This window comes from Polynucleobacter sp. 71A-WALBACH (assembly GCF_018882365.1).
Classification (GTDB): domain Bacteria; phylum Pseudomonadota; class Gammaproteobacteria; order Burkholderiales; family Burkholderiaceae; genus Polynucleobacter.
The window spans coordinates 393,793-420,726 of record NZ_JACVOP010000001.1; the positions used below are offsets into that span (position 1 = coordinate 393,793).

At 43.4% G+C, this 26,934-nt stretch carries 33 protein-coding genes, 1 tRNA gene and 2 riboswitches; of the genes, 8 read left to right on the forward strand and 26 right to left on the reverse strand.

Annotation, left to right across the window (positions count from 1 at the left end; translation table 11 throughout):
• Positions 1–12: 12 nt before the first annotated feature.
• The 6 genes from ICN42_RS01980 to ICN42_RS02005 form a co-directional block, all read right to left on the reverse strand.
• The gene (locus tag ICN42_RS01980; RefSeq protein ID WP_216135496.1) at positions 13–252 is read right to left on the reverse strand and encodes a hypothetical protein; all 240 of its coding nucleotides are present in this window, start codon (positions 250–252) and stop codon (positions 13–15) included.
• 72 nt (positions 253–324) lie between these two features.
• Positions 325–1,077, reverse strand: coding sequence for a transporter substrate-binding domain-containing protein (locus ICN42_RS01985; protein ID WP_216250149.1), 753 nt, complete (start codon positions 1,075–1,077; stop codon positions 325–327).
• A gap of 105 nt (positions 1,078–1,182) precedes the next feature.
• Positions 1,183–1,380: a hypothetical protein gene (locus ICN42_RS01990; protein WP_216250152.1), complete on the reverse strand. Its 198-nt coding sequence runs from the start codon at positions 1,378–1,380 to the stop codon at positions 1,183–1,185.
• Positions 1,381–1,514: 134 nt separating this feature from the next.
• Positions 1,515–1,619, reverse strand: a riboswitch (glycine riboswitch).
• 6 nt (positions 1,620–1,625) lie between these two features.
• Positions 1,626–1,706: riboswitch (glycine riboswitch) on the reverse strand.
• Positions 1,707–1,938: 232 nt separating this feature from the next.
• Positions 1,939–2,496, reverse strand: coding sequence for a phasin family protein (locus ICN42_RS01995; RefSeq protein WP_216250155.1), 558 nt, complete (start codon positions 2,494–2,496; stop codon positions 1,939–1,941).
• Between the two features lie 266 nt (positions 2,497–2,762).
• On the reverse strand, positions 2,763–3,323 hold the full coding sequence (locus tag ICN42_RS02000) for a peroxiredoxin (protein ID WP_216250157.1): 561 nt from the start codon (positions 3,321–3,323) through the stop codon (positions 2,763–2,765).
• 14 nt (positions 3,324–3,337) lie between these two features.
• Positions 3,338–3,904, reverse strand: a complete 567-nt coding sequence (locus ICN42_RS02005) for an SRPBCC family protein (RefSeq protein WP_216250160.1) — start codon at positions 3,902–3,904, stop codon at positions 3,338–3,340.
• A 364-nt stretch (positions 3,905–4,268) separates the two neighbouring features.
• On the opposite strand from ICN42_RS02005, the gene katG (ICN42_RS02010) reads away from it, so the two are divergent.
• Positions 4,269–6,419 carry a catalase/peroxidase HPI gene (gene katG, locus ICN42_RS02010; RefSeq protein WP_216250163.1) on the forward strand — a complete coding sequence of 717 codons (2,151 nt, stop codon included), beginning with the start codon at positions 4,269–4,271 and terminating at the stop codon, positions 6,417–6,419.
• 172 nt (positions 6,420–6,591) lie between these two features.
• Here katG (ICN42_RS02010) and ICN42_RS02015 read toward each other — a convergent pair whose 3' ends face one another.
• The 6 genes from ICN42_RS02015 to ICN42_RS02040 form a co-directional block, all read right to left on the reverse strand.
• Entirely contained in the window at positions 6,592–7,275 is a 684-nt protein-coding gene (locus tag ICN42_RS02015) for a haloacid dehalogenase type II (protein WP_216250166.1), read from the reverse strand.
• A gap of 171 nt (positions 7,276–7,446) precedes the next feature.
• Positions 7,447–7,971 carry a superoxide dismutase family protein gene (locus tag ICN42_RS02020; protein WP_216250169.1) on the reverse strand — a complete coding sequence of 175 codons (525 nt, stop codon included), beginning with the start codon at positions 7,969–7,971 and terminating at the stop codon, positions 7,447–7,449.
• Between the two features lie 143 nt (positions 7,972–8,114).
• The gene (locus ICN42_RS02025; protein ID WP_216250173.1) at positions 8,115–8,504 is read right to left on the reverse strand and encodes a 4-oxalocrotonate tautomerase family protein; all 390 of its coding nucleotides are present in this window, start codon (positions 8,502–8,504) and stop codon (positions 8,115–8,117) included.
• Between the two features lie 54 nt (positions 8,505–8,558).
• Entirely contained in the window at positions 8,559–8,972 is a 414-nt protein-coding gene (locus ICN42_RS02030) for a MarR family winged helix-turn-helix transcriptional regulator (protein ID WP_216250176.1), read from the reverse strand.
• A 75-nt stretch (positions 8,973–9,047) separates the two neighbouring features.
• On the reverse strand, positions 9,048–9,518 hold the full coding sequence (locus tag ICN42_RS02035; RefSeq protein WP_216250179.1) for a RidA family protein: 471 nt from the start codon (positions 9,516–9,518) through the stop codon (positions 9,048–9,050).
• A 121-nt stretch (positions 9,519–9,639) separates the two neighbouring features.
• A complete protein-coding gene (locus ICN42_RS02040; protein WP_255539206.1) occupies positions 9,640–10,344 on the reverse strand; it encodes a carbonic anhydrase in 705 nt (234 codons plus the stop codon).
• A gap of 171 nt (positions 10,345–10,515) precedes the next feature.
• Here ICN42_RS02040 and ICN42_RS02045 point away from each other — a divergent pair, with 171 nt between their 5' ends.
• Positions 10,516–10,866, forward strand: a complete 351-nt coding sequence (locus tag ICN42_RS02045; RefSeq protein ID WP_216250182.1) for a DUF3147 family protein — start codon at positions 10,516–10,518, stop codon at positions 10,864–10,866.
• A 36-nt stretch (positions 10,867–10,902) separates the two neighbouring features.
• Here ICN42_RS02045 and ICN42_RS02050 read toward each other — a convergent pair.
• From ICN42_RS02050 to ICN42_RS02065, 4 genes are all read right to left on the reverse strand, one after another.
• Positions 10,903–10,978, reverse strand: a tRNA-Phe gene (locus ICN42_RS02050).
• A gap of 137 nt (positions 10,979–11,115) precedes the next feature.
• Positions 11,116–11,271: a hypothetical protein gene (locus tag ICN42_RS02055; RefSeq protein WP_216253024.1), complete on the reverse strand. Its 156-nt coding sequence runs from the start codon at positions 11,269–11,271 to the stop codon at positions 11,116–11,118.
• A gap of 51 nt (positions 11,272–11,322) precedes the next feature.
• The gene (locus ICN42_RS02060; RefSeq protein ID WP_216250186.1) at positions 11,323–11,628 is read right to left on the reverse strand and encodes a hypothetical protein; all 306 of its coding nucleotides are present in this window, start codon (positions 11,626–11,628) and stop codon (positions 11,323–11,325) included.
• A gap of 2 nt (positions 11,629–11,630) precedes the next feature.
• On the reverse strand, positions 11,631–13,316 hold the full coding sequence (locus ICN42_RS02065; RefSeq protein ID WP_216250189.1) for a YadA-like family protein: 1,686 nt from the start codon (positions 13,314–13,316) through the stop codon (positions 11,631–11,633).
• A 147-nt stretch (positions 13,317–13,463) separates the two neighbouring features.
• Between ICN42_RS02065 and ICN42_RS02070 the strand changes: the two genes are divergently transcribed.
• Positions 13,464–14,471 (forward strand): AraC family transcriptional regulator, encoded by a 1,008-nt coding sequence (locus ICN42_RS02070; RefSeq protein ID WP_216250191.1) that lies wholly within the window; start codon positions 13,464–13,466, stop codon positions 14,469–14,471.
• A 185-nt stretch (positions 14,472–14,656) separates the two neighbouring features.
• Here the strand turns inward: ICN42_RS02070 and ICN42_RS02075 are convergent, their stop codons facing one another.
• Entirely contained in the window at positions 14,657–16,315 is a 1,659-nt protein-coding gene (locus ICN42_RS02075; RefSeq protein WP_216252838.1) for an alkaline phosphatase family protein, read from the reverse strand.
• 204 nt (positions 16,316–16,519) lie between these two features.
• Between ICN42_RS02075 and ICN42_RS02080 the strand changes: the two genes are divergently transcribed.
• Positions 16,520–16,711, forward strand: coding sequence for a cysteine-rich CWC family protein (locus tag ICN42_RS02080; protein WP_216250195.1), 192 nt, complete (start codon positions 16,520–16,522; stop codon positions 16,709–16,711).
• A gap of 18 nt (positions 16,712–16,729) precedes the next feature.
• On the opposite strand, the gene ICN42_RS02085 is transcribed toward ICN42_RS02080, so the two are convergent.
• Positions 16,730–17,083: a hypothetical protein gene (locus ICN42_RS02085; protein ID WP_216250197.1), complete on the reverse strand. Its 354-nt coding sequence runs from the start codon at positions 17,081–17,083 to the stop codon at positions 16,730–16,732.
• Positions 17,084–17,254: 171 nt separating this feature from the next.
• On the opposite strand from ICN42_RS02085, the gene ICN42_RS02090 reads away from it, so the two are divergent.
• Both ICN42_RS02090 and ICN42_RS02095 read left to right on the forward strand, forming a co-directional pair.
• Entirely contained in the window at positions 17,255–18,556 is a 1,302-nt protein-coding gene (locus tag ICN42_RS02090; RefSeq protein WP_216250199.1) for an ATP/GTP-binding protein, read from the forward strand.
• A 77-nt stretch (positions 18,557–18,633) separates the two neighbouring features.
• Entirely contained in the window at positions 18,634–19,200 is a 567-nt protein-coding gene (locus ICN42_RS02095) for an RloB family protein (RefSeq protein ID WP_216250201.1), read from the forward strand.
• A 315-nt stretch (positions 19,201–19,515) separates the two neighbouring features.
• Here ICN42_RS02095 and ICN42_RS02100 read toward each other — a convergent pair whose 3' ends face one another.
• The 4 genes from ICN42_RS02100 to ICN42_RS02115 form a co-directional block, all read right to left on the reverse strand.
• The gene (locus tag ICN42_RS02100) at positions 19,516–20,367 is read right to left on the reverse strand and encodes an Abi family protein (protein ID WP_216250203.1); all 852 of its coding nucleotides are present in this window, start codon (positions 20,365–20,367) and stop codon (positions 19,516–19,518) included.
• A gap of 374 nt (positions 20,368–20,741) precedes the next feature.
• Positions 20,742–20,888: a hypothetical protein gene (locus ICN42_RS02105; protein WP_216250214.1), complete on the reverse strand. Its 147-nt coding sequence runs from the start codon at positions 20,886–20,888 to the stop codon at positions 20,742–20,744.
• Positions 20,889–20,948: 60 nt separating this feature from the next.
• Positions 20,949–21,086, reverse strand: coding sequence for a hypothetical protein (locus tag ICN42_RS02110; protein ID WP_216250217.1), 138 nt, complete (start codon positions 21,084–21,086; stop codon positions 20,949–20,951).
• Between the two features lie 90 nt (positions 21,087–21,176).
• A complete protein-coding gene (locus ICN42_RS02115; protein ID WP_370626013.1) occupies positions 21,177–21,638 on the reverse strand; it encodes a DUF6641 family protein in 462 nt (153 codons plus the stop codon).
• 364 nt (positions 21,639–22,002) lie between these two features.
• On the opposite strand from ICN42_RS02115, the gene ICN42_RS11875 reads away from it, so the two are divergent.
• On the forward strand, positions 22,003–22,461 hold the full coding sequence (locus ICN42_RS11875; protein ID WP_255539207.1) for a hypothetical protein: 459 nt from the start codon (positions 22,003–22,005) through the stop codon (positions 22,459–22,461).
• An 18-nt stretch (positions 22,462–22,479) separates the two neighbouring features.
• Here the strand turns inward: ICN42_RS11875 and ICN42_RS02125 are convergent, their stop codons facing one another.
• From ICN42_RS02125 to ICN42_RS02140, 4 genes are all read right to left on the reverse strand, one after another.
• Positions 22,480–22,926 (reverse strand): sulfite exporter TauE/SafE family protein, encoded by a 447-nt coding sequence (locus ICN42_RS02125; protein ID WP_216250223.1) that lies wholly within the window; start codon positions 22,924–22,926, stop codon positions 22,480–22,482.
• A gap of 57 nt (positions 22,927–22,983) precedes the next feature.
• On the reverse strand, positions 22,984–23,139 hold the full coding sequence (locus tag ICN42_RS02130; RefSeq protein ID WP_216250227.1) for a hypothetical protein: 156 nt from the start codon (positions 23,137–23,139) through the stop codon (positions 22,984–22,986).
• A gap of 135 nt (positions 23,140–23,274) precedes the next feature.
• Positions 23,275–23,673 carry an MAPEG family protein gene (locus ICN42_RS02135; protein WP_216250232.1) on the reverse strand — a complete coding sequence of 133 codons (399 nt, stop codon included), beginning with the start codon at positions 23,671–23,673 and terminating at the stop codon, positions 23,275–23,277.
• 10 nt (positions 23,674–23,683) lie between these two features.
• Entirely contained in the window at positions 23,684–24,367 is a 684-nt protein-coding gene (locus ICN42_RS02140; RefSeq protein ID WP_216250234.1) for a haloacid dehalogenase type II, read from the reverse strand.
• A gap of 397 nt (positions 24,368–24,764) precedes the next feature.
• Here ICN42_RS02140 and katG (ICN42_RS02145) point away from each other — a divergent pair, with 397 nt between their 5' ends.
• Positions 24,765–26,918: a catalase/peroxidase HPI gene (gene katG, locus ICN42_RS02145; protein WP_216250251.1), complete on the forward strand. Its 2,154-nt coding sequence runs from the start codon at positions 24,765–24,767 to the stop codon at positions 26,916–26,918.
• Positions 26,919–26,934: the final 16 nt, after the last annotated feature.

Genomic DNA, 26,934 nt, shown 5'->3' on the forward strand with positions numbered 1-26,934 from the left:
TTCAGAAAAGGTTTACTTTCTGATATGCGCGTGACGGGCAGCGTCTTGTGACATGCCCTCACCCTTTGGCTTGCCTTCAAGCGCTTCTTTTTCAGCGGTAATTTCTTTGCGGCGCTCTTTACAGGAACCAGCAATCTCTTGCAAAGCCTTACGAGCTCTTGCAGCAGAAGCTTTAATTCCTTTTCCATGGAACTTTTCATTCTCTGATTGATACGCTTCAAAAGCAGCAATTAACTTGTCATGATGGGACATATTTTCCTTATGAATAATTGAAATAATCGGCTTAAGATGCACTTTAACCCAATATACGGGATTCACTTCAATTTATTGCGTCCAACGATTAATAATCGCTTTTAACTTTTCTGGGCCTAGCTCAGAAAGGTATAGATTAAAGTCATCTCGTAACTTTGATCCCTTTTTAAAGGCAAACCCCAAATTATCAAACCCAACCACTTGGTAGCTACTACTCACTGGGAGGTTTAAGGATTTTTGATAATTAACTAGCATGACGTTGTCTACAAACACCAAATCCACATTACCATTTTGCAATGCGATCAGCGCCTCTGCTGGCGAAGGATATAGCTTGACCTGCTCTACTGAGTAATAGCCTTTTGGCTGCAAGACTGTTTTTACATAATCATCAAACACGCTACCCGTCGGATAAGCAATGGTATATTTTTTTAGCTGGGATAAATCTGTAATTTTGATATGGCGATTTTTTAAACCAATCAGCTGCCAAGTACTGGTGAAATAGGGGTTAGAAAAATCCATTACTTCTTTACGCTTATCGGTAATGGAGATTCCTGAAAATGCAACATCAGCTTGTCCGCTAGTTACCGCGCCCAGCATACCCAGCCAATCGTATGCAGTCATTTTGAATGTGCAGCCACGTGACTTGCAATAGCCTTCGAAAATCTCTAAATCTATACCTGTGTATTTGCCATCTTTTTCAAAAAGCATGGGGGGTATCGTAGGAGATACGGCAACCTTAATGACATTAGATGACTCTTCTTTAGTGCAGGCGCCAAGGAAAAATAGGGCCACTAACAATATAGAAATTAGGCGGGCAAGTCTCATGATGTATTCAGAATTAATTTAGGTAAATGATCTTATCAAGAATTGAATGTAAAAAACCACCCGAAGGTGGCTTTTAATTTTTTAGCGTGTACTGCCCAAGAAGCCCTATCCAGTGGTCACCTTTTTGGTTGCCACATGGCTCGCTTTACAGAAATCTACAATCGCATCGGCAAATTTTAAGTAGCGCGCATTCACTCGCCTAAGTTCACTTAACTCCAAAACACTTTTTGATATTTCCTGTTTAAAAGATGCATCTTCATAGCCTGGATGGTATGGGGCTTCTTTGGTATAGGTATTACTCATGTTGTATGCCTTATTCAGTAAGTTATATAGCTCCCGGTGGAGGGATTGGTAATTCGCTGTTACTGAGTTAGCTGGGGACGATATTCATACAGGACTCCTAACATGCACGTGCGCAATGAATACGTCACACGCTTGCCGCTCCCCCTGTCCTTGATACCTGAGAGATTCACACTGAGACCTAGCTGAGTGCTTGCTCCTTCGGTGCACCATAAATATGATGGCTCTCCAGACGGCTGTTTAGGATAAGCAGTACCTTCCTGTTGGGTACCTGAGCGTTCATGGGAGTTTGCGCCTTCGGTGGAGGCCTATGACCTCACTCTCCTGCTTGAGATAAGTATATCTCCTGAAGTTATTTTTTGACTACTGGCTTATACCTAGCCCCATGATTTACGAGAAATTAATCCTGTCGCCCAATAAAATAATCTGAGAGCTAGATCATTTCAAACTCGTGCATATTCGCTTCTGTAATGGATGGCTCTATTTGCTTAAATTTTTTGAAGTAAGGCCATAAAAAAACCCCGCATACACGGGGCTTTTTGTGTGGCTATTGTCTGCTAATTACTTAGCGCGGCTTTTTGTTGCCTTTGGAGTCTGACCAAATTGGCCTTGCGCAGTCTTCATCGCTGTTTCAACACTCTTCTCGAAATTTGCAAAAGCATCTTGAGTCGTTGAACGTACTTGGTCGAAATTTTGCATGGCTGTATTGAATGCGGATGTAAAGGCGCTGACATAGGCCTCTGATCCAGCGGGTGCCTTTGATGTAGCGGCAGCTACGAAACTCTTCAGATCATCCTGTGATTGATCAATGGCAGCTTCTACAGCCTCAACCAATTCTTGATTTCCGCGACGCAATACTGCAGCCACTTTTTTCTGGTACGCAGCAACTTCAGCAACAGCCTCTTGTACTTCTGGGCTTTGCAGGAGGTCTAATGCGGCTTTGGCATCTTTACCCTTTAATAACTCGGCGGCCTTCGCTTGCGCATTTGCTACGGCTTGCTGTGCAGCCTGGTAATTGATTTCTGCTAACTCTTGAGCATTCTCAAGGGCAGTTTGACTCAGCGCGCGTGCGCTTTCTACGGATTTAGCTTGATTTTCTGCAAATTGATTTTTGAACATGGCGTTTCCTTTAATGGGTTATTTGTTGCACTGCACCATATTAATGGCTAATTTTGTACTTAGCAAGCAAATATTGCTGCAAAGCAACATAAAGCCTCGTCAGATTAAGTGCTTATTACAAAAAAACAGCATTAAGCCGCGCTAAAAGGGGATTTTGCTGTTCTGTATGCCATTTGTAGTCTCCCGCGCCGTTTGAACCGCTACTTGGGATAAAAGTGGGGTTGAGATCAGTATTCAGGCGGCCTAGGTGCCTAGGTGAAACGAAATTAAGCGGGATTATTTTTTAAATAGTGAATCACCCAAGCTGGATCGCTATCGCTTGGAAAGATGGGATAGTGCACAGCCTCAATCACGCCATCATTCACTATCAGCGTAATACGCTTTAATAAAGTCATGCCTGCAGCAACGAAGGTGGGTAACTGCAAGGCTTTCTGAAATCGGTAATCCACATCACTTAGCACCGGAAACGGCAAATGTAGGCGATTTGCCATCTCTTGCTGGTATTCAGTAGACTGCACACTGAGACCCACCACATCGGCACCTAAGGAGCGTAGCTCCTGATAGTGATCTCTAAAAGAGCAACTTTGTGGCGTACATCCTCTTGCTCCCGGTATCTGATCCCAGCCCTCTGGTAACGCGACATTAGGCTGGCCCGTCATTGGATAGCAGTAAATCACCAAGCGACCGCTAATCTCACCGAAATTGAATTGGCTATCAGTAGTTGTGCTCAAGGAGATAGCAGGCAAGCGCATACCCACTAAATGATTGGCAGCTCCATCATCCTGGGGTATGGGTAGGTCACTGGGCAGCTGATTGATACTAGTCATGAATTTCACCTTAATTATTTACAGGCCTTTGCGGACAGTGGCCTCTTGAGTGATGCCATCTCAGCCATTGATTCAAACTGTCGGCGCACAATATTATTAATGAAGAATTCGATCACTGCTGATGGCACGAAAGAACTTGGTTCAACTTGTGCATCGTATTTAAAAGTGGTGAAATCCTTCCCAGGCAAAAGCCGCCAACTTCCCTTGTAATACTTTGTGTCTCCGCTTAACTGCTCAAAGAGTAATGCTTTATTAGGCACCTCAACATACTCTAGCTCAGATCGCATTTCAAATGGAATGAACAGAATTCTTTCCTCGAGTATGCGGGCAACCTTCACTTTGTTGCCTGATCTAGAAAGTACTTTTGAATCCACTATTCCCGGCAAATTTTTGGCGCCCTCATAGTCAGTAATAAATGCAAAGGCTTCACATGGAGTAATCGGCACCTCATAGCTTGCATTCACCTGAAAACGATCACCCGCTCTAGTAACAGCCACCCTTAAGTCATAAGAATTAGATCCTTCTTGTGCAAAGACAATACCAAAGGATGTAATCAGAAAAAAGGAGATAAGCTGCTTCATGCCCGTAGTTTAGAGACTATTAAGGCGACCTGCTTTCGCATGCCGCAAGGGGGTGCATTGACTGGGCAGAGCAGCTTTTTTCTTGATTTCTTCCATCTTTAACACGCTGTTGTCGTCTTATCTGCTTATCTATTTATTAGATTAATAAGTTCATATTAATTCATTGGACGGATCCCTTGATAAGGAACAAGATGGCCTCATCGCAACAAACAACGAAAGGCAAGTTATGAATATTCTGATCGCATTTATGGCTGGTGAATAGATCACTCAGCCGCATACAGACAAACAATTGGTTTATCAGTTAATCTGAAACAGTCAGGTTGAAAAAACCAAAAATGATTTACCTATATAGAAGGAGATCTAAATGACATCAAAAGGAATGTGCCCAGTTGCTCACGGGGCCAATACCGAATCCAGCAGTACCCCTATGGCATGGTGGCCAAAATCACTTAATCTCGACATTCTTCATCAGCAAGATACAAAGACAAACCCCATGGGTCCATCTTTCAGCTATCGAGATGAATTAAAAAAACTTGATGTAGGCGCACTCAAGCAGGATATGAAAGAGTTACTTCTCAATAGCCAAGATTGGTGGCCAGCGGATTGGGGTCACTATGGCGGCCTAATGATACGCATGGCATGGCACTCTGCCGGTAGCTATCGTATTGCCGATGGTCGTGGTGGAGCTGGAACAGGTAATCAACGCTTTGCCCCTTTAAATTCTTGGCCAGATAATGCCAACTTAGATAAAGCCCGTCGCCTCTTATGGCCCATTAAAAAGAAATATGGCAACAAAGTAAGCTGGGCTGATCTGATGATCTTGGCTGGCACTATTGCTTACGAATCCATGGGACTCAAAACATTTGGCTTCTCATTTGGCCGCGAAGATATTTGGCATCCAGAAAAAGATATCTATTGGGGCTCCGAAAAAGAATGGCTCCAAAAAAGTGGCGGGGAAGGAAGTCGCTATTCTGGTGAACGAGATTTAGCCAACCCTCTTGCGGCTGTCATGATGGGCTTGATTTATGTAAATCCAGAAGGCGTGGATGGTAATCCAGACCCCTTGAAAACTGCTCAAGATATTCGCGTGACTTTTGCCCGCATGGCGATGAATGACGAAGAGACGGTTGCACTGACTGCTGGCGGACATACCGTTGGCAAAGCGCATGGAAATGGCAATGCAGCAAATCTTGGCCCAGCCCCAGAGGGTGCGCCACTTGATGAACAAGGCCTTGGCTGGATGAATCACAAGACTCGCGGTATTGGCAGAGATACTGTCACCAGTGGTATTGAGGGTGCTTGGACAGCACATCCTACCCAGTGGGATAACGGCTACTTCCATCTATTACTCAATTACGACTGGAAGCTCACTAAGAGCCCGGCAGGCGCTTGGCAATATGAGCCTATCAATATCAAAGAAGAAGATAAACCAGTCGATGTTGAGGATGCCTCGATTCGTTGCATGCCGATGATGACGGATGCGGACATGGCGATGAAGATGGATCCTGAGTATCGCAAGATCTCGGAAAAGTTCTCCAAGGATCAGGCTTATTTCTCTGAAACATTTGCTAGGGCTTGGTTTAAGTTAACCCATCGCGATATGGGGCCAAAAGCGAGATATTTCGGACCAGACGTACCTAAGGAAGATTTAATTTGGCAAGACCCCATCCCAACGGGCCCAAAAGGCTATGACATTGAGTCTGTAAAAACCAAGATCAAGGCTAGCGGCTTATCGATTCGCGATCTGGTGACAACTGCCTGGGATAGTGCTCGCACTTATCGCGGCTCAGATAAACGTGGCGGAGCTAATGGTGCACGCATTCGTTTAGCGCCTCAGAAAAGCTGGGAAGGAAACGAACCAGAGCGTTTGGCAAGAGTGCTCTCAGTCTATGAAAAAATCGCCCAAGAATCTGGTATCAGCATCGCTGACACGATCGTACTCGGCGGCAATATTGGCATTGAACAAGCCGCTAAGGCCGGGGGATTTGACGTTAAGGCGCCATTTACTCCAGGCCGTGGCGATGCCACTCAAGAAATGACAGATGTAGAGTCATTTGAAGTTCTGGAGCCTCTAGCGGACGGCTATCGAAATTGGTTGAAGGAAAACTATGTTGTCACTCCAGAAGAGTTGCTCTTAGACCGTACACAGTTGATGGGGCTCACTGCGCAAGAGATGACTGCCCTAGTTGGCGGTATGCGCGTCATTGGAACAAACCATGGCGGGACTCAACAGGGTGTATTCACAGAAAGAGAGGGTGCATTAAGCAATGACTTCTTCGTCAATCTGACTGATATGAATTACCAGTGGAAGCCGACCGGCAGAAATAGCTACGATATTGTTGAGCGCGATACAGGAGAAACCAAGTGGACAGCTACTCGAGTTGATCTGGTATTTGGCTCCAACTCTATCCTGCGCGCTTATGCAGAGGTATACGCACAAGACGATAACAAGGAGAAGTTTGTAAACGACTTTGTCGCCGCTTGGACTAAGGCAATGAATGCAGATTTGTTTTAATTAATATCCAGTAATGAGTTACCAATAAGGGAGGCTTTGCCTCCCTTATTTTTTACCTTACCTTAGCAAGAGAAAGACTCCCCCCGAGTCACCATTGCCGATGCTGACTTTGCTAGATCTTCTCTGACTAATGAATGCAAGAATTGCTGTATTCAATAACGCTGAGACATCCTTAAATAAGCTCTAATACCTTACTTAGAGAGCTACCCTCATAGTTTGGCTTCTCACCAATTTCTTCAAAAGGATGCCCAAGACGATTAACCCAAAACACATCAAATCCAAACCACTTGGCTGCTAGCGCATCCCAAGCATTGCTCGACACAAATAAAACCTCTTCCCTAGAAACCGGAAATGCTTTTAATAAAAGTTCATAGGATTGGGGGGCGGTCTTAAATAAGCGGATCTCCTCAACAGTGACCACTTTATCCAAGTAAGCCGTCAGGCCATTACTCTCAACTACTGTTGCCAACATCTCGGTGCTTCCATTCGACAAAATTGCTGTGGAGATGTCTTTATTTTTAATTGTCTTTAGCACACTCAAACTATCTTCAAAACCAGTGAGCTTGGCGTACTGGCCCATCAATCGCTCCTCATACTCAGGAGTGAGGTTTAATTTCATACGTTTACATACATAACGCAATGAGCGAACCGTTAATTCCCAAAAGGGGAGATAGTGTTTACTGCCTCCAGGATTAGGGTCGCTCATAGTGACCAGGCGAGTGTATTCAATTTGGCGATCACGCCACATTAGGGCGAAGGGCTGGCCGTTGCCTGGGAATAATTCTTCCGCTAACTTTCCCATGGAATAGACATCAAATAATGTTCCATAGGCATCAAAGGCTATGAGCTTGTACATTCAGTCTCCTCATTATTGGCATTCGTTAGTATTGTCGTTTAAATCAATATTTCTTGATGATGCTCGATAAACTAGTAGGGCATCATCCGACGAACTCAATGAAAAACCACCCGAAGGTGGTTTAGAACTTACTAAAGATGGCGGCCGGAGCCAAAGTAAATACTATCCAACTTATTTAATCAGTCCACAGGCAATTCTTGGGCCTGAATTTCCGGCCGGCTGAGATTTGTAATCATCTGGGTCGCGATGCACTACAACAGATCTACCCAATATTCCATTGGATCCGCTATTAACGGCAAATCCACTCAACTTTGCTGAATAGCTGGCATTTCCATTAGCATCTGACTTGATGTTTGGCATATCTCCAGCGTGATTCGATCCGCTTCCAGGCATGCCATGTGATTTTGTATCTGGATTAAAGTGGCCACCAGCGCTTGTTGCGTCAGGGGCAGAACAATCCCCTTTTTCGTGAACATGAAAACCTTGCTCAGAATTAGGTTTCAGGCCAGAAAAGTTTCCAGTGACGAGGACATCATTTCCTTGCCATACAAAATTAACCGTACCCTTGGCACTTGATCCTGAACGCGACTCAAGAGCAGCAGAGGCCTTTTGTCCAGTTCCATGCTCCATTGACTGACAGGCAGTCAGCACTAAAACAGACAAAGCGCCAATTGATAGAGAGATATTTTTAATCATTATTAATTCCCTTTGTTTTTATCTTTGAGGACAAGTGCATTCATTCTCACACATAAATATCGCCAATAGAGACCTTGTTCCTAGTAGTCTTATTTCCCTGGGCTTTACTAGTGCAACCTTGGCCCGAGATATCAAATTCGGCATCAGTTGTGATATCTATATTCCTGAGTCTTTCCACCATAGCCATAGGATGCCGCACTAACATCCTGAACATAGATATAACTTTCTTCATGTATGTTGCCGAGAATTTGCTCAAAGCCTTCAAATGCCTCCTTAATATATTGGGCCTTTTCATCCTTGGTGTTAGTTTCATCGGTCACTTTGATATCAAAGTAAAAACTATTTTTTCCTTGCTCGCTTAGTAGATGCCCCCCAACAAACCAAGAATCATGCCCTACATAATCAATCGTAATCGCTGTAACTTCTTTCTTCTTACCGAGAATTCTGTGAGTGAGATCTAGAAGCAATTCATTAATCCGTTTGGTGGTTTCCGCTGACTTTTTACCGCTGACCTTGACATTTAAAATTGGCATAATATTCTTCTAATTAGTTAGCTATACAACTATATGAACAAAAAATAGGGGGCTCTACAAAGCACTACTAATTCCCCTCAGCTTTCCTACAACATCTAAAAACTCATCGGCTCCCAATAACTTCTTAAACTTCTTGGTCACCTCACCGCTGGCAGCATTGATTCCATCTTTCATGGCCTTGGCTTTTTTAGTGGGATGAACTTCCATTTCACGAGCATCATTTGCTGATGGCAATCTTTCTATTAGCCCTAAGCGCTCCAATCCATCTAAGCCTCTAGAGGCTGTAGGCTTGGTGATATTCATTTCTTTAGCTAAAGCATTTTGGTAGGACTGGGGCTTTTCTAAAATCACTCTCAGCATGAATGCTTGAGATGGAGTTAGGCCAAATGGTTTGAATGCTAATGTCCATTCCCGCTCTAACTTACGAGCAAGGGAGGTAGTGTTGAAATATAGGCACTGTTCAAACATGAAGTCACTATATCACAAAATGGTTAGCTATACAACTATTATGAAGAATGCTTATTAATTAGTACCTAGGAATGCCTAATCCACCGCCACCACAAAATCAATTTCTACTGGTGCATTCTTGGGCAGTTGAAATACTCCAACAGATGTTCTTGAGTGAACTCCAGCATCACCAAAGATTGAATATAGGACTTCAGAGGCTCCATCTGACACTTCGCTTTGCTGGGTAAAGCTGGCTGAAGACTGCACATAGACAGAAATTCGCAAAATTTTTTGAACTTGTTCCAATGATCCCAATTGCTTTAGCAAAAGCGCAACTGCTCGCATTACACAAATCTTTGCGGCCACCTGTCCAGCTTCAAGGGAGACATCAGCCCCTAGGGCACCCTGAATAACTACATGATTACCAATGCGAGGGATTTGTCCGCTGATATAGATGGTGTTTTGATGTCGCACCAAAGGAGCGTAGTTGCCCCCAACCTTGATTTCTCCATCAAAGCTGTATCCAAGCTCTTTGGCTATTTGCTGAAAGCGTTCTTCTCTTGTCATATAAGAAACATTCTAAGGGGCCCGTAAATGAAAAAACCACTCGAAGGTGGTTTTTGGTGTTTCTTAGTGGCTCGGGCCGGAATCGAACCAGAGCCTAGGATTCGTACATCTAGTTTCTAGACTAAGCAACCAGCTCGACATTGCCCGCGTCTAAATGATAAAGGCCGCCCACAACTATCAATTTTTGATTTGCGACCAACTGTCTCAATAATGGAGTTGAATCTTTGAGCATTGCCACATTGATTTTGATATTTTCTAATGTGGTCGCAGCAAGCAAATCGCCACCATCCTTTTGCCCAGCCTTAACGGCACCACGAAGGCTGGTAGTGATGGTTTGAATGTGTCCAGGGAAGTCAACATTATCTTTATCGGCTTTGATTGAGGCCTTGATTGCACCACATTCAGTATGGCCCAAGACCATTATCAATGGGGAATTCAATACTGCCGCGCCATATTCAATGCTTGCTAGGATATCTGGAGAAACATAATTTCCCGCCAAGCGGTTTACAAATAAATCTCCTCGACCCTCATCAAAGCAGAGCTCTGGACTTACTCTTGAGTCGGCACATGACAATATAGAGGCATAAGGATTTTGGCCCTTAGTTAGTGCCGCCCTTGTTTTTGTGAAATTTCGAGCATTAACCTTACCTGTCGTATATCTTTTATTTCCCTCCATTAGGCGCTTAAGGGCGCCCTCAGGAGTCATCACATTTGAGGCAATTGGCGGCTGATCACTGGCGGCCAATAATGTATTGCTATCCAGCATCGAGAAAAATGAAATGGCGCCAATCATCTTAAAAATAGCGCGGCGGGAATATGAATTCATTTTTAGCATTCAATCTTATTGACGGTTATCTCATACTACCCCTTAAAAATGAAAAAACCACCCGAAGGTGGTTTTAGTGTTTCTTGGTGGCCCGGGGCGGAATCTAACCAGGGCCGAGGATTCCCAACTCTGCTTTAGACTATCCAATAACCACTTCTTCAAAAGGCTCAAATGGCTTGGATCATTACCAAATATCTTTTAACAGCTGGAATGGTTGTATTCATTTCCGAAGTTGCTAAAAGAAGCGATAGGCTAGGAGGTTTTATTGCGGCATTACCTCTAATGACTTTGCTTACGCTCACTTGGCTCTACATAGAAAACCAACCTGAAGAGAAAATTGCCAATCACGCTTATTACACTTTTTGGTATGTAATCCCCACACTACCAATGTTTCTGCTATTTCCATACTTACTTCCAAAGCTAGGCTTCTGGCTAACAATGGGAGTAAGTCTTGTTGTGACTGTTATTTGTTTCGGGCTATTTGCCCTAGCAATGAAAAACTTTGGGGTAGAGCTCCTATAAATGGAAAAACCACCCGAAGGTGGTTTTAGTGTTTCTTGGTGGCCCGGGGCGGAATCGAACCACCGACACAAGGATTTTCAATCCTCTGCTCTACCGACTGAGCTACCAGGCCAAGACTGCTTATTATACGCAAACTGTAGTAGAACTTTCAAAAAATGTTCTCTACTGTTGTCAATCGCCTTGTAATTGCTCAATCCATTGCCACATCAGGATCTTTAATCCTGTTCAACGGTGTTCTGCTTTTCCTGCTTACGCAGACATTGCCTTCGTTAAATTCTGCTGTGCTTTTGCCACCTTCTGCCGCTTACGCTCCGTGTCTAACGCTCTGCTGACATTGTCTTTCTGCGTTTTTAATGCGTCTAAGCGTGCTTGCTGTGGGGTGCGTGGCTTGTTGGGGTTGGGCACGCTTTTAACCATCCTCTATCTATGGAGGCTTGATGATGCTTTTATAACAAGCTACTTCTTGACTGCAGATTTTGCCAGTGAATTAGCTTTAATACAGCTGATTGAGCCCAATGAATTCGATTCATAAACCCATTTATTATCCACCTGCTTTCTTGAAGCTGTCTCTGGCATCAATATATAACAAATGACGTCGTCAGACTGGTCATAAAGCTTGTAAATTCCTGCGCCAGGTTGACCTGCTTCAAATGTAGCGACATACTGCATTTGAGCTTTTTGTTGGGCTTGACTATTCTGAGCACTAAGAGCCAATATGAATAGACAGCCAACCAAAAATGAGAATTTTAATGTGCTCTTCATAATTAGAAGCTGATACCTAAACCTGCGCCAGCTGTGTAACTACCAGTTGAAGAACTACCTGATACCTTAAAAACTACATTCTCAGAAAGTCTTGCTTGTGCGCCAACAGCAATCGCACTAGCACTAATGTAGTTACCTACGCCAATACCCACGGCAAACTGTTTATTGGTCTCCAATGCTGGGATATTAGCTACCGCACTAACGCCCGCAACACCGCGTTGAGCGATTAGGTTATTTTGATTAACTTGGTTTTGTAAATTGTTAACTTGATTTTGAATACCATTAACTTGATTTTGGAGCGCAGGTGAAGCTCCGCCGCCGGACGCTGCAATTAACTGATTGACTTGACCCAAGTTGACGGCATCGGTCAGAGCAGTTGCTGCTGCAACATTCTGCAGTTTATTGTTATTAAAGCTAACGGTTGAAGTGCCAACGCCACCAGTCTGGTTACCAACAGTTACAGTTGAGTTTGAAGCAGAACCAACAACCGTATTGCCTGTAGTAGTTAAGGTACCCGCCTGCACCGCTCCAGTTGTTTGAATCGTGCCAGATCCGGCATTAAGACTACCTACGGTTGCTGCACCAGTGGTAGTTAATGTACCAGCCTGTATTGCACCTGTTGTTTGAATGATCCCTGAGCCAGCATTTACGCTAGCCACACTTATTGCTGTTGATCCATCCTGCAACTGCCCTAGATTTACAGCATCGGTTTGGCTTGTTGCAACACCAACAGACTGAAGCCTATTGCCATTAAAGGAAATATTGGAAGCGGCAGCAGTAGTTACGTCGTTACCAATCGTAATTGTGCCGCCAAATACCTGTGCGGTAGATGATGGCGAGAATGCTGTGCCAATCGTTGTTGATCCTGCACCAGAGTTATTGATTTGAACAGAGGTGCCATATAAAGAAACAGATCCACCGCCAGTATGGCCAATTTGTGTGGTTGATGAACCAGATGTATTAATGGATGTTGTGCCAACAACATTATTTGTGCCAGTAATCGTATTGGTTGATGCTGCATTACCAATATTTGTTGAAGCACTACCAGAGGTATTGATATTTGTAGCGCCAGTACTAGTTAAAGCACCAGTATTGGTAATACCTGTTGTTGATGAGGCGCCAGAAACACTTAAGCCAGTAAAAGATGCAGATCCTAGAGTGGTAATTGAAGCTGTCGTAACATTTCCAGCTGATGGATTTTGAATGTTCACAGCGCCACGAAAATTTGATGCCTGATTAACGTACAAGCCCCCGCCATTTAATGATGTAACACTACCGTAAATTTCAGTTCCCCCGTTACCTGCCGCAGTATTACCAATACGGGTTGTCGTTGTTCCGTTGGTATTGAATTGCGCCGCATCCCCAGTACCGGTAGCTCGAATATCAATTAATCCGTTGCTTGAGTTAATTAAAACTCCAATTGAACCGGAACCTGCAGTTGCATTCGTATTGGTTCCGGTGATGACTGTGCCCGCAGTATTGCTGTCGTAGACGCCAGTTGAACCATTGATGGTTGTTGTCCCTATTCCCGCTGAATTTAAGCTAGTTGCAGCTCCAGCGGTTGAATTGACGGCATCTGTTGCCGATTGCGCAAATACTCTAGATGAGCCTAGGCCTAATACTCCAGTAATAATTAGACTGATTGCTATGTATTTGAGTCGGGGCTTGTGATGCAGATTGTTATTCATATGTGTTTTGGTCAATTTTGGAATTGCCAAAATTTTCACAGCCAACAACCCACATAGCTATCCCCATCTTCTATGGATTGACGTCATTATTCTATGAATAGTGGATAGCAAACAATTCATAGAAGAAAAACTGCTTAAAATCCACCGATGCAGAGCAAACTCAAGATCGACTGGTTAATTAAAGATGACTCCATTCAGTCGACATCAATTACATCTGGCGGTAACCAAGTTCAAAGGCTCCACTACCAGATACCAAAAGAACTTGGCGCAGGGTATTACGAGCAGCTAGAAATTCTCCCGGGAATCCTAATAGTTCACGGAGTTCAAGAATTCACCCCAGCCGCAGCAGGCCAGATGATCTCAATTGGCAGGTTCTCATTTAACTTTCCTGAACCGACCCTAGTGGTGCAATCCATCACAGGCGGTATTGCCGTCCATCAAGAAGAAATCCCCAAGATGGATATTATTTTTAAGCCCGGGATTGATTTTTTTAGACATGCAAAAGATTTCAGCGTTACTCCACTAGCTGATGGCAGTAGCACCTTACTGCGAATGAACGGTGTAATTGCGGCCGATTCTAGTCTCAAGAAGTTATTAGGCGATGAGATTGTTAACAGCCTTTACGACGCGCTAAAGCTGGACCCAACACCAGCGATCAAAGCCATACCCACACCCATTAGTATTTCCAAATTTTTACGTGAGAGCTTCTCTCACACGGTAGCCGGTGATCTACAAAAGCTCTACGCGCAGTCAAAGATTATTGAGTACTTCTGTGCTCTGGTTTCGTATATCAATAAACCGGTTGAGCATAAGAAGAACGATAAGAAATTAGTAGAGGCCGCTCACTCGGCTAGGGAGTACCTTCTTAACCTTGACGGCAAGCTTCCAACCCTTGATGAGTTAGGAGGTAAGTTTGGAATTTCCTCAAAGAGACTAAATGAACAATTTGCTGTTGAGTTTGGCCAGTCAATGTATTCATTTATTACCGATAGACGCCTAACCGAAGCCTATGAGGCGATACAGCAGAGTGACGTACCCCTAAAGACCATTGCCGCTAGGCTTGGCTATTCTCATGTGAATAACTTTATCGGCGCATTTACAAAGAAGTTTGGTTACCCTCCAGGAAAGTTAAGACAAAACTCACAATCTAATTGAGTCACTGCTTTTGCACATAGCACATGAAGAATCTCATAACTAGACACCCCTCAAATTTGTTCCATTTGGAACAGACAAAAAACAAATCCTCTATCTATCCAGGCTTGATGGAATGGGGGTGGAAAGAGGCAAAGAAAAACCACCCGAAGGTGGTTCTTGTTTACCGCCAAAAATTGGTGCATCTATTATTTAGAAGCCAGCAATGGAAACATTTCATTGGCAAATTCTTTAGCAATATTTAAAGCCTGAGCGCCAGTAATCTTGGCCTTCGGATCCTTTGGCATTGAAGGAACAGCAAAACCTTCTTTTCTCGCAAATGTCACAATTGCAGGAACCATTGCTTGAGCCAACTCTGAATAAGATGTATCTAGATTATTAGGATCTGGAGCTACATAAGCTGGCGCTGGTCTTGCAACAATATTAGGCCATGTACTTGGGTCACGAGGCTTTTGTAGAGTAAAGCAAGTCTCTAATGTTCTAGCGCTTGCATCACGCTGGGTAAATGGTTTGCCTAGATCCCAGACTTTGCGCAATGTGGCAATCAATGAAGTGTGACGAAACTCTTCTGTGAAAACTGACTTCTCAGGAATCCACGGTGAAACTAATACTGCTGGCGTGCGATAACCCGATAAGGTGAAATCAAAATCGCATTGTCCTTTAGGTGCGCCCGCTTCAGGAGCCGGCACTCGTGGAGGCGGCACATGGTCATAGGTACCGCCTGGCTCATCCCAGCCAACTAGCAAGGTGGTATTGAGAACGTTAGAACCCTTCTGCTTAGTGCCCATTGCTTTATATGCGTTATAAATCTTTGACAGATAAGCCTCCCCACTTAAAGTGGATGACGGAGGATCTAGAGGCAAATCTTTGCCAGCAATCATCGCCATGCCAGCACTTGGATGATAGTCAGCGTGACCATTTACTAACGGTGGCTCGACAAAAGCAAAATTAGGTAATGTGCCATTTGCACAATCTTTTTCAAACTCAGAGAACGGCACAATATTGGTAGCAAAGTACTTCCTTAATACAGGCATGCTCACCAATGCTGTAAACGAAAGTGGGTCAGGTTGACCAACATAGATCTTCCAAGTCTTTCCCTTTTCAGACAGGCGATTGAAAATTGTTTCCGCCTTGTTGTTCATTAAAAAGTTATCAGCTGGGGAATTCACCACAAAGCCAGATGAAGTACCTGCGGTCCAGAAAGAGCGATTTGGAAATGTTTGCGATGGCACTTCTGAGTACCAATGGTCAAAGCAAGAAAAACCCTTTGCCAGCCCTGTAATCACTGGGATTTGCTCTGGAGTAAAGCCCGTCATAATCTCAGAGTACTCTTTAAGAGTAGGCTGACGAAGATGATCAGCCGTGAAATTACTGATGTAATCAGTCACAAAGCCTTGCATATTCGGAACTGCATCGGCTGACTTTGGCACATTCCAAGGGGCGACGATATTTTTACCCATCTTGAACTTATTTTGCTCATCAATGGTATTGAACATCTGTGTATTGGTATGAGGATACTCCTCACCCGGATCTGAACTTGGACAATTCATTGAAGGACTTACACCGTAGTACACCCTTCCGCCAGGGGCTGGATGCTGAGCCCAAGATGGAACTGGATTACTTAAATTCTTACCAATTACGCCTTCAAATTGGGGAACTTCTCCTGCCTGATATAGATGCCCCAAAATATTATCGAAGGAGCGATTTTCAAACAGCACCACAATCATGTGGTCCATTGCATTCTTACTTGTGGGCTCTTTCGTAGAACATCCAGATGCCCCAAGGGCGACAGTTGCGCTACCAAGAGCCGTAGTTTTTAAGAATTTACGGCGAGACTGTTGAGCCATAACTGCCTTTCTGAATTGGTTATAGTTATTACTAAGAACCCAATATACCGAAGTTCTCAAACTAAAAATAACCTTACATAAAATAGTCCATTATTGGCCGGAAAAAGCCATTGAGCGTCCCGTAACTAGACGCCTCTCGAAACTGTTCCATTTAGAACAGTCAATAAACAGTCCTCTATCTATCTGACCCCGTAGAATCAAGACATGAGAATGGAAGATATTGGAACGATTTGCCCAGCTTGCGGAATGACTAACGACTGCCAAATGACTGGTGACAAGAAATGTTGGTGTTTTGATGTGCAGGTTGATAAGGCAAAACTTGAACAGTCACTCAAAGACAAATCAAAAGATCACTGCTTGTGTAGAGACTGCCTGAAGAAGTTAAGTGTCCAGTAACTAGACGCTTAAAGCCTTCTACCAGCTCATCATCAGATTTCTAAGTCTAGATTTAATCTCCTCTTTCGCATCTTTAGAGTTTTGCAACGGCCTTGAGTTAAAGTTGCCACCCAAAGACTTTTGCCCAACAGCATAAGTGCCCCAGACTGAATCAAACAAAACAAAGACTTCTCCAACACTGTTGTCGCTAGAGACTGTGAACTTAATTGCTGGAGAATTAAATTCAATAACAGGCTCCACAAAAGAATGAAAATCAATGTGCTCCAACTCATTTTGAAGATCTACGATTATTTGGGGCGCAACTAAATTTAGAAAATCGTTATAAGCAATGCGACGATTCTCGTTTCTAAACAAAGAGTCTATTAAGTTCATATGGCTTTCTTTCCCAATTTAAGCCCTAACCATCAATAATTAACTGTAAATTTATACAGTCTTAGTTAAGGCGAAAATTACTTGGTTTACTTAAAAACTCTTCTATGTTACATTTAAACTCGTTTTTTGCAGAAAAACTGCGTAAATTACAAATTAATTACACGAAAAGACATGTTAATAGAATTTAGCGTCGCCAATTTCAAGTCCATTCTTGAGCGCCAAACCCTAAGCATGGTGGCCAGCGCGGACTCTGAACATGCTGAAAAAAATGTAATCGAGCTCCCTGGCGAGACAATTAAATACCTGAAATCGGCAGTTGTTTATGGGCCAAATGCTGCGGGTAAGAGCAACCTCTTAAAGGCGATGCTCGTATTGCAGCAACTTATCCTCCATTCCGCCTCCTCCCAAGAAGGCATTCCAATGATTGGGATTACACCTTTTCTGCTTGATGGGAATATTCCAGATGAGCCTTCTGAATTCAACATCGTCTTCATAGCAAGCGATGGAGTGAAATATGAATATCATTTTTCTGCAACACCAAAAGCAGTGGAAAAAGAGTGGATGGTTGCCTATCCCCATGGCAGACCGCAGCGTTGGTTTGAGCGCGAACTTAATAAAACAACCGGCAAATACGAGTGGTGGTTTGGCTCGAAGTTTAAAGGCGAAAAGGCAGAGAAAAAAGTTTGGCAAGATTTCACAAGAAATAATTCTTTGTTTTTTTCTACTGCCGTTCAGCTAAACAACGAACAACTTAAAACGCCTTTTGGCTGGATAGCCAATCAACTTATTGTCATAACATCGGGCATTGACCTTAACCCATTGCTCAGCATTAATCTCATTAAGAATAATGAAGGCCACAAAATTCTTGATTACTTGCAAGCCGCTGATATTGGAATTGATGGGATCGATATTAAAGAAGAGGATTTGCCCCCTCAAGCTCAGTTCATGGGCGGCAATCCTTTTATGCAGGCGATTGGCGCACTGAACTTCAACCCTGGCGGACCTGAAGATACAGCGGGACAAAAGCCAAAAATGATTAGGGTTACAACTACGCACAAAAATGCAGAAACCAATGAAGTGGTTCATTTAGGCATTGAGGACGAATCCGAGGGCACCAGAAAGCTATTCAACCTAACTGGCGGCTGGATTAGATCTCTTGACATTGGAGCAACCTTATTGGTTGATGAGCTTGAAAGAAGTCTTCACCCAAAGATAACCCGATTTTTAGTTGAGCTTTTTCATAGCAATAAAAATCAAAGCAATGCCCAATTAATTTTTACAACACACGATACAAATCTTTTGGACACCTCTTTATTGAGAAGAGATCAAATTTGGTTTGTCGAGAAAAACAATAGCAAGGCAACATACCTTTATTCCCTACTCGATTACAACCCACGCAAAGAAGAGGCTTTGGAGCGAGGATACTTAAAAGGCAGGTATGGGGCAGTTCCTGTTGTGGGGGAAATTAATTAATGCCACCTCGCAGGCTATCAAAATTAAGAAGTGAAAGGTCTTTTTCCAGAAAGGCTGGAAAGACTCCGCCCAAAGAGGTGACCTTGATTGTTTGCGAGGGCGAAACAGAGACAAAATATCTAAAAACTCTTTGTCAAACCCTTAGACTCACTACCGCCAGCATATATGTTTGTGATAACGGCACCGATTCTGCCCCAATTAATTTAGTGAACAGAGCAGAACGGCTCAATCTAACCAACGATGGCTACGACCATATTTATTGCGTGTTTGATAAAGATATTCATGAAAGTTTCGACAGAGCCAGAGAAAGAATACAAGCCTTAAATAAACGCAGCAGAAAACCCCTTCCCATTAAAGAAGCTATTAGCATCCCATCATTTGAGCTATGGATATTGCTCCACTATGAACAAACCGATCGCTCATTTAGTAACTCTGCTGAAGTGGTTAGATATATTACAAATCAAAATCACATACGAGCCTATAAAAAAGCTGATGATTCAATTTGTCAGGAGCTAATCGGGAAACTTGAAATCGCAATTGCTAATGCTGTCTGGCTTGAAAAACGCGGTCACACTAAAAATGAAAATCCGATGACCAATGTTCACAAACTTGTAGAACACATAAAAGAAATTTCTATTAAATAATCTCGCCAACTCAACGCTGTCGATGCCATTTTGGAAATATTTGAAACCGCTGCGAGCCAATAGATTCGGTGCTTGTAGGGCGGTAGGTTACAACCAGCTTAGACCCAATGTGCAGAACTGTTTTAGTCCTCTATCCTAGCTTTTCAATCCTCTGCTCTACCGACTGAGCTACCAGGCCAAGAGTTGGAATTATAAATGAAACTTATGGAAAGCCGTCTAAATGTGCCTACCGCAGCTAACTCTTGAGAAAATCTTGTAAATCCTGGCTGAGTGGGGAGGTTTGATCCTGCTGGACGGTACGGCAACTCGGACAAACTATTGCCAAATATCTCTTGCGATCCAGTTTTCAGGAAATCCCATGCGCTGAATCTCAATGGATGGATATTCGTTAAATAAATCAAGCAGGCGAGTGCTCCAATCTGAGCCTGGCGAAATCTTTTTCAGTAGCACCTGAATCATTACGGCCTGAGCATAGAACCGATCTTGCTGATATAGATCTATAGACACCCTCTTAGTAAGAGCCGGCTTAATTGTGTACTTTCTATTCCATAAACGCTGATGGTGAGCGGCAAGATTTCTTAAATAACTTAAAGAATGTAGCCAGGAAGCAAATATTCCAGCATCAAGATCATAGGTTCTTGCTATAGGCTTCTGATACTCTCGCGAAATATTCTTAAATATTTTAGAAACAGTACCCACAGATAAGACCTCAAACACCATCCATGATGGCGGTAATTCTGGCTCAGAATATTTATCGTAATAGTGTTGAATAAATGTCTGCCTTGCAGGCTTTCTAGAGTGGTCATGTCCGATATCTTTTTTGAGCCGATCCAGGAATGCTGCGTAATCAAAGGTGGGAACAAATAATTGTTTTCCCAAATACCAATGGGGGCCATATTGTTCAGCCATAGCCTGGCTAATAGTTGCTCTTACAGCAACCTCAATTCTCTCCAGCGCATCTATAACTAGAAGGCGCAGCTTCCGATCAAATGCATACAGATCAACAATATCCTCAAATCGCGTTCCAGGAAGAAAGAAGTGAGATCCATCTTCGTTGTAATTGATTTGTAAAGGCAATGCATAACCAGCTAACCTAAAGTACCCAATGAACTTCAGATATTGCTCTGCATAATCCGCATCTGAAATAATCAAACCGCGATTTCGCATAATCGCGATCTGCTCCTGAATCGAGGTTGATGGCTTTTGATATCTCATAAGTAAAAAACCCCCCGGGGTGAGCATTGTTAAGAGGCTTGGGGGGTGTTGTTGCAATGAATTGTACAGATATCTAAAGCCTTAATCTATTAGGGTGTTTATTTACAACAATATAAGAATTAGATCTTTAAAAAGGGGGTTTCTTTACTTCTGCCTTTGTATTGCGCTCAAATTTTGCTGTGCTTTTGTAATTTGTTGTCTAGCTCGCTCTGCTTTAACCGCTTCTTGATCTCGCTTTAAGCGATCCTTCATTGATTTAAGCCTAGCTTGCTCTGGGCTTAACGGTTTGTGCGGGGCTATCTCATCAAATCTCATGGGTTCTGTCCTTAGCAAATCTGCAGCGGTTGATGCGGCACATTACTAGCGCCAAATATGGCCTGAAATAACTTATATGCTTGGGCTTGATTTTGGGCATAGAGAATAGTTTCCACCCACATTCCAGCGGCATTAACGGTTGCCTTGTATCTTTTCATATAGATATTTAGTTGAACCATGATCGGGCCACCCCGCAAGTTTGCGAGGATGGCGCTGCCTTAAAGCTCTTTCATACCCAATATATGCGTTGCTCCCCAACTATGAGCTATAGCCTTAGCCTGTTCGGGATTGGGTGCGTAAATAATTGTCATCACTTCTGAGCCATTAATTCTGAGGGTTAATTGATATGTTTTCATATAGATATTTAGGCGCTCTTTTTGGTGCCAAAATATTTTCTAGATCCCCTCGAATGGCCACGAGCGATATCGTGGCCATTAATAACATCACTATCGCTTAAACCCACTCCTCAAGCTGGCGCTTGCAGTTTCTATTTGAGCATCTAGCTCACCAGCATCGACAGCGGCCTTAATCGACTCCAGTGCTTTTACTAGCTCAAGGCCACTTGCCACTTCAACGCTGGGCTTACCCTTTGCTAATTCTATGGTCCAGCTTCCATATTTGACTGACACACAAACCTTGCCCTGTTCTGATTGGAACCACCAGGGCTTAATTCTTTTTGGAACCTCTACTTGCTTACGAAGTCCTGTTTGAGGGTCTTTAATGGAACGATATTTCATGACTACAAAGGGCGTGCCGTCCATTTGACTCTTTGCCAACTGAATCTGCTCCCAAAGTTTTGATCCGAGTTTGTTTCTGCGAATCACGACGGCAGGCATATGGGTTGGTTTTTTAACTGCTACTAACTTTAAATTGCTTAATGCGCTCATTGTTTTCTCCTTTTGGTTAATGGGCACAAGCAGTTTGTTTTCGATCTATTTATTTGGTCGACCTCTTTTTGCCAATTCTTCTATTTCGACTCATTTTGGATAGAAAAAATATGGTTTTTATTGGGTTGTCATAAATATTTTTGCGAGTTGCTTGGTTACACAGTAGATGTCGCATAAAGAAAAAAGAAGTTGCAAAGTTGAGTTTGAGTAGTTACTAGTAAGTTACTCGTAGTGGCAAATGAGTAACTCTGACCAAGCAACACAACTTCGTCACTCCTCTTTGAGATCTGCGACTTTTTACTGCAACTGATCTCTTCTGATCTCTCTTGTAACCAACCAAGCAACTAGCAACGAGAACTCAATTAAAAACACAAGGAGAAAATAAATGAGAGAAATCGCAATCAGAGGCTTTATCAATGAGAAGTACAACACCCTGTTTGGCAAGGGATTATTTAGACGAGCCATCTATAATGGATCGGTGGAGCTTCATGATCCAAACCAAAAGTATCTAGTGGACTTTTATGAATATGAGCAATTTCAACATACCGCCAAAACAGATGATCAAATCAGAACGCTTAAGAAATTAGATGCTTGCGGCGTAGCGAATACACCCGATCTTGTGATGTCATGGATTGTGCATTACGAACCCCTAACTAAATCTAAAGAGCTGGTCGATGGCTATTGCATTTACCTACAAACTACGGGTGAAGTGCACATTGAAATTGATGATGTTCTAAATGGAACAAAAGATCAGTGGGACTTAAAAGCCCATCATTGCAAAGCTATAGGCGCCAACAAGCCTGTATTTGTTGCTACGAACGTGGACTTGAACATAAAACCATAAAAACCCCTCAAAAAAGCTCTACACGCAACAATCCTGGGGCATCACAGCGCTTTGTTGCTTGGCGCCAACCAAGCCCATCTGCCAAAGCTTTAAATAAAAATTCTTTTTTCGCATCCAGCGGCGGATTGGAACTAACAAAATTAGAAAACCGCCCAAAGTCATTTCGACCAATCGCTCATCAAGCCGCACTAAAGTATTCACACCCAACACCGTGAATGGTATTGCTGTAAAACTATAGGCAATACAAACGCGCCACTGAATGACATTCCACCACAAAAAAATACGCGAGAGATTGGCTACGGTTGCAACCAAAGCAATAACAGGAATGGCCTGAATAGGCCCATAAAAATAAACGAGAGCGGGCATTAGGATGATAGTGGTGCCAAAGCCAATGACACCACCCAAAACTCCGGCGCCCAGACCGAGCGAACCCAGAACTAGAGCCTGAAGAATCAGATCAAGCAAGCTTACTCATCTCAAATTATCAACAGTGGGTGACTAAATAAATACCCAGTCAATCCTTTAGCGACCGCCCTGGCAATCTAGCGGCATTTCCCACATGGGCTTACCTTGAGAATAGTTACAGTTAACCCCATCAGGAGAGGTTGAGCTGGCAAGACAGCCTGTTAGAGCCATAGCAACTAAAGTCGATGTAATAGTAAGAAGTAATTTTTTCATGATTTTTTATCCCGATTGAATGTATGAAATCCACTCCATTAGATATCCAATTTATAGCAGAACTTTTGATAAAAACTGCCCACGGGCGGTCTTAGAATTCCTCACCAGGAAAATTAAACGTGAATTGAATGACCCCTATGCAACTAGGCTATACAAGGGCCAGCCTACATTGAGAATTGCCAATGTAATGAGAGTCCCAAAAGTAAATTTCATCCCCAATACACGACTACTAAAGTTAGGTGGCGGCTCATTAATACCTTTGGCATGAATTAGGCGCCCAATGATTAAAGCGATGCCGGGAAGAATTACAAGCCACGAAGGGGCGCCATTTAACTCAAGGCAAGCAATCAAAATGAGTCCAATTGGCACATACTCGGCAAAGTTACCTTGAGCGCGAATAGCTCTTTCAAGATCGTCGTAACCCCCACTTCCTAGGCCAACTTTATTTTTTCTTCTAAGGCCAATTACCGCAAAAGAAAGCTTTACGAAAATAATAGTCAAGATTGCGGCAATAATTGAAGTCATTAGCAACATTTATTTCTCCTTAAATAACTTCTAAAACTTTGCTTAAAGAATTTCCTTCGTAATTTGGTTTTTCACCAATCTCTTCGAAAGGATGGCCAAGACGATTGACCCAAAATACATCAAATCCGTACCATTTCGCCGCTAGCGCATCCCAGGCATTGCTTGAGACAAACAAGATCTCTTCTTTCTTCACTGGAAAAGCTTTTAATAAAAGTTCATAAGCCTGTGGTGCCGTTTTAAACAAACGTACATCCTCAATTGTGACAACCTTATCTAGATATGGTGCTAGCCCATTGCTTTCGACTACCGTTGCCAACATCCCTCTACTACCGTTAGACAAAATCGCAGTAGAAATTCCCATATCCTTAATCGTTTTAAGAACGCTTAAGCTGTCGTTAAAGCCAGTGAGCTTGGCATACTGATCCATGAGTCGCTTCTCATATTCTGCTGTGAGATTTAATTCCATGCGCTTACAAACATAGCGAAGCGAACGAATGGTTAATTCCCAGAATGGCAGATAGTGTTTGCTTCCACCCGGATTAGGATCGCTCATCGTAACTAAGCGGGTATATTCAATTTGACGATCGCGCCACATTAAAGCAAAAGTCTGTCCGTGGCCAGGAAATAATTCTTCCGCCAACTGGCCCATCGAGTACACATCAAACAATGTTCCATAGGCATCAAAGGCTATCAGCTTATACATGCAGTCTCCGGCTTTTTATTATGAGTTTCTATTGTCGCTTAATGGCCTTGAGGTCCGTGAGTGATGGAAGCAACTGTGTTCCTTATTGAAATAGGGGCAACTTTAATACCGGTTTTATTATCTATTTTTTCGATCAATAAGTTCAATTTAATTCATTTGACTAATGATCTATCTAAGAACAAGATGAGTTCGTAGCAAGCAATAAGTAAGCGCCTAAAACTGGGGAAAGATTATTAATAATTTTTAACAAGGAGGGCATGTCATGAGCATTCTCATTACATATATGGCGGGCGAATAAAAATACTGTTTAGCACACAGACTATTTATAGCTTTATCATTTAATCTGAACGACAGAGATTAACAAATCAAATTATTTGTTATCTAAAAGGAGATCAATATGACATCAAAGGGAATGTGCCCAGTAGCACACGGAGCAAACACTGAGTCTGGCAATACTCCAATGGCATGGTGGCCTAAGTCACTTAATCTCGATATTCTGCATCAGCACGATACCAAGACCAACCCGATGGGGCCATCATTCAATTATCGTGATGAATTAAAAAAGCTAGATGTGAGCGCACTCAAAAAAGATATGCGAGAGCTCATGACAAATAGCCAAGATTGGTGGCCAGCCGATTGGGGACATTATGGTGGTCTCATGATTAGGATGGCATGGCACTCGGCCGGCAGCTATCGTATCGCCGATGGTCGCGGCGGAGCCGGCACTGGCAATCAACGTTTTGCGCCGCTCAATTCGTGGCCTGACAACACCAATTTGGATAAGGCTCGCAGGCTTTTATGGCCCATCAAGAAGAAATATGGCAACAAGGTTAGCTGGGCAGATTTAATGATTCTCGCCGGCACAATTGCTTACGAATCCATGGGGCTAAAAACTTTTGGCTTCTCATTTGGACGCGAAGATATCTGGCATCCGGAAAAAGATATCTACTGGGGATCAGAAAAAGAATGGCTACAAAAAAGCGGCGGGGAAGGTAGTCGCTATTCTGGCGAACGCGATTTAGCTAACCCTCTTGCAGCAGTGATGATGGGCTTGATTTACGTTAACCCAGAAGGTGTTGATGGCAATCCGGATCCGCTGAAAACAGCCAAAGATATGCGGGTCACATTCGCTCGCATGGCCATGAATGATGAAGAAACTGTTGCACTGACAGCCGGTGGTCATACGGTAGGCAAAGCACACGGTAACGGTAACGCTGCAAATCTTGGGCCTGCACCAGAAGGGGCGCCAATTGAAGAGCAGGGCCTCGGTTGGATGAATCATAAGACTCGTGGCATCGGCAGAGATACCGTTACCAGTGGCATTGAGGGCGCATGGACCACCCATCCAACTCAATGGGATAACGGCTATTTCCGCTTATTGCTCAATTATGAGTGGAAGCTCACCAAGAGTCCTGCGGGTGCTTGGCAATACGAGCCAATAAACATCAAAGAAGAAGATAAGCCTGTTGATGTTGAAGACCCGTCTATTCGTTGCATGCCGATGATGACAGATGCCGATATGGCCCTCAAAATGGATCCTGAATATCGCAAAATCTCAGAGAAATTTTCGCAAGATCCTGCGTATTTTTCAGAAACTTTTGCAAGAGCATGGTTTAAGTTAACTCACCGAGATATGGGTCCTAAAGCAAGATACTTTGGCCCCGATGTTCCCAAGGAAAGTTTGATTTGGCAAGATCCTATTCCAGTCGGCTCAAAAGACTATGGGGTTGAAGCGATTAAAAACAAGATCAAAGCTAGCGGCTTATCCATCGGCGATATGGTGACAACGGCATGGGATAGCGCTCGTACCTTCCGAGGCTCAGACAAACGCGGCGGAGCTAATGGCGCGCGCATTCGTCTGGCACCTCAAAAAGATTGGGTTGGCAACGAGCCCGATCGCTTAGCAAGGGTACTTAGTGTGTATGAAAAAATCTCCAAAGACTCTGGTGTAAGCATTGCTGACATCATTGTTCTCGCCGGAAATATTGGCATCGAACAAGCGGCGAAGGCTGGAGGATTTGATATCAAAGTGCCATTTAAGGCTGGTCGTGGAGATGCCACTCAAGAGATGACTGATGTTGAATCTTTCGAAGTTCTGGAACCATTGGCTGATGGTTATCGGAATTGGCTGAAAGAAAACTATGCAGTCACTCCTGAAGAGCTGTTACTTGACCGCACTCAATTAATGGGCCTAACTGCCCAAGAAATGACAGCGCTTGTTGGTGGCATGCGCGCACTTGGTACAAATCATGGCGGCACTCAACATGGAGTATTTACGGACAAGCCCGACGTATTGAGTAATGATTTCTTTGTGAATCTCACTGACATGAGTTACTCATGGAAGCCAACCGGCCGCAATAGCTATGACATCGTTGAGCGCATTACTGGCAAAACCAAGTGGACTGCTACACGAGTGGACTTGGTGTTTGGGTCAAACTCTATCCTGCGTGCATATGCTGAAGTCTATGCACAAGACGACAACAAAGAAAAGTTTGTGAATGACTTTGTTGCTGCATGGACCAAAGTCATGAACGCAGATATGTTTGAGTAGTTGAGCAATTCAGGCG

Excerpts from the sequence above, each read along its gene's own strand:
- ICN42_RS01980 (WP_216135496.1), bottom strand. The coding sequence starts at position 252 with ATGTCCCATCATGACAAGTTAATTGCTGCTTTTGAAGCGTATCAATCA.
- ICN42_RS01985 (WP_216250149.1), bottom strand. The coding sequence starts at position 1,077 with ATGAGACTTGCCCGCCTAATTTCTATATTGTTAGTGGCCCTATTTTTC.
- ICN42_RS01990 (WP_216250152.1), bottom strand. The coding sequence starts at position 1,380 with ATGAGTAATACCTATACCAAAGAAGCCCCATACCATCCAGGCTATGAA.
- ICN42_RS01995 (WP_216250155.1), bottom strand. The coding sequence starts at position 2,496 with ATGTTCAAAAATCAATTTGCAGAAAATCAAGCTAAATCCGTAGAAAGC.
- ICN42_RS02000 (WP_216250157.1), bottom strand. The coding sequence starts at position 3,323 with ATGACTAGTATCAATCAGCTGCCCAGTGACCTACCCATACCCCAGGAT.
- ICN42_RS02005 (WP_216250160.1), bottom strand. The coding sequence starts at position 3,904 with ATGAAGCAGCTTATCTCCTTTTTTCTGATTACATCCTTTGGTATTGTC.
- katG (WP_216250163.1), top strand. The coding sequence starts at position 4,269 with ATGACATCAAAAGGAATGTGCCCAGTTGCTCACGGGGCCAATACCGAA.
- ICN42_RS02015 (WP_216250166.1), bottom strand. The coding sequence starts at position 7,275 with ATGTACAAGCTCATAGCCTTTGATGCCTATGGAACATTATTTGATGTC.
- ICN42_RS02020 (WP_216250169.1), bottom strand. The coding sequence starts at position 7,971 with ATGATTAAAAATATCTCTCTATCAATTGGCGCTTTGTCTGTTTTAGTG.
- ICN42_RS02025 (WP_216250173.1), bottom strand. The coding sequence starts at position 8,504 with ATGCCAATTTTAAATGTCAAGGTCAGCGGTAAAAAGTCAGCGGAAACC.
- ICN42_RS02030 (WP_216250176.1), bottom strand. The coding sequence starts at position 8,972 with ATGTTTGAACAGTGCCTATATTTCAACACTACCTCCCTTGCTCGTAAG.
- ICN42_RS02035 (WP_216250179.1), bottom strand. The coding sequence starts at position 9,518 with ATGACAAGAGAAGAACGCTTTCAGCAAATAGCCAAAGAGCTTGGATAC.
- ICN42_RS02040 (WP_255539206.1), bottom strand. The coding sequence starts at position 10,344 with ATGAATTCATATTCCCGCCGCGCTATTTTTAAGATGATTGGCGCCATT.
- ICN42_RS02045 (WP_216250182.1), top strand. The coding sequence starts at position 10,516 with ATGGCTTGGATCATTACCAAATATCTTTTAACAGCTGGAATGGTTGTA.
- ICN42_RS02060 (WP_216250186.1), bottom strand. The coding sequence starts at position 11,628 with ATGAAGAGCACATTAAAATTCTCATTTTTGGTTGGCTGTCTATTCATA.
- ICN42_RS02065 (WP_216250189.1), bottom strand. The coding sequence starts at position 13,316 with ATGAATAACAATCTGCATCACAAGCCCCGACTCAAATACATAGCAATC.
- ICN42_RS02070 (WP_216250191.1), top strand. The coding sequence starts at position 13,464 with ATGCAGAGCAAACTCAAGATCGACTGGTTAATTAAAGATGACTCCATT.
- ICN42_RS02075 (WP_216252838.1), bottom strand. The coding sequence starts at position 16,315 with ATGGCTCAACAGTCTCGCCGTAAATTCTTAAAAACTACGGCTCTTGGT.
- ICN42_RS02080 (WP_216250195.1), top strand. The coding sequence starts at position 16,520 with ATGAGAATGGAAGATATTGGAACGATTTGCCCAGCTTGCGGAATGACT.
- ICN42_RS02085 (WP_216250197.1), bottom strand. The coding sequence starts at position 17,083 with ATGAACTTAATAGACTCTTTGTTTAGAAACGAGAATCGTCGCATTGCT.
- ICN42_RS02090 (WP_216250199.1), top strand. The coding sequence starts at position 17,255 with ATGTTAATAGAATTTAGCGTCGCCAATTTCAAGTCCATTCTTGAGCGC.
- ICN42_RS02100 (WP_216250203.1), bottom strand. The coding sequence starts at position 20,367 with ATGCGAAATCGCGGTTTGATTATTTCAGATGCGGATTATGCAGAGCAA.
- ICN42_RS02105 (WP_216250214.1), bottom strand. The coding sequence starts at position 20,888 with ATGAAAAGATACAAGGCAACCGTTAATGCCGCTGGAATGTGGGTGGAA.
- ICN42_RS02110 (WP_216250217.1), bottom strand. The coding sequence starts at position 21,086 with ATGAAAACATATCAATTAACCCTCAGAATTAATGGCTCAGAAGTGATG.
- ICN42_RS11875 (WP_255539207.1), top strand. The coding sequence starts at position 22,003 with ATGAGAGAAATCGCAATCAGAGGCTTTATCAATGAGAAGTACAACACC.
- ICN42_RS02130 (WP_216250227.1), bottom strand. The coding sequence starts at position 23,139 with ATGAAAAAATTACTTCTTACTATTACATCGACTTTAGTTGCTATGGCT.
- ICN42_RS02135 (WP_216250232.1), bottom strand. The coding sequence starts at position 23,673 with ATGTTGCTAATGACTTCAATTATTGCCGCAATCTTGACTATTATTTTC.
- ICN42_RS02140 (WP_216250234.1), bottom strand. The coding sequence starts at position 24,367 with ATGTATAAGCTGATAGCCTTTGATGCCTATGGAACATTGTTTGATGTG.
- katG (WP_216250251.1), top strand. The coding sequence starts at position 24,765 with ATGACATCAAAGGGAATGTGCCCAGTAGCACACGGAGCAAACACTGAG.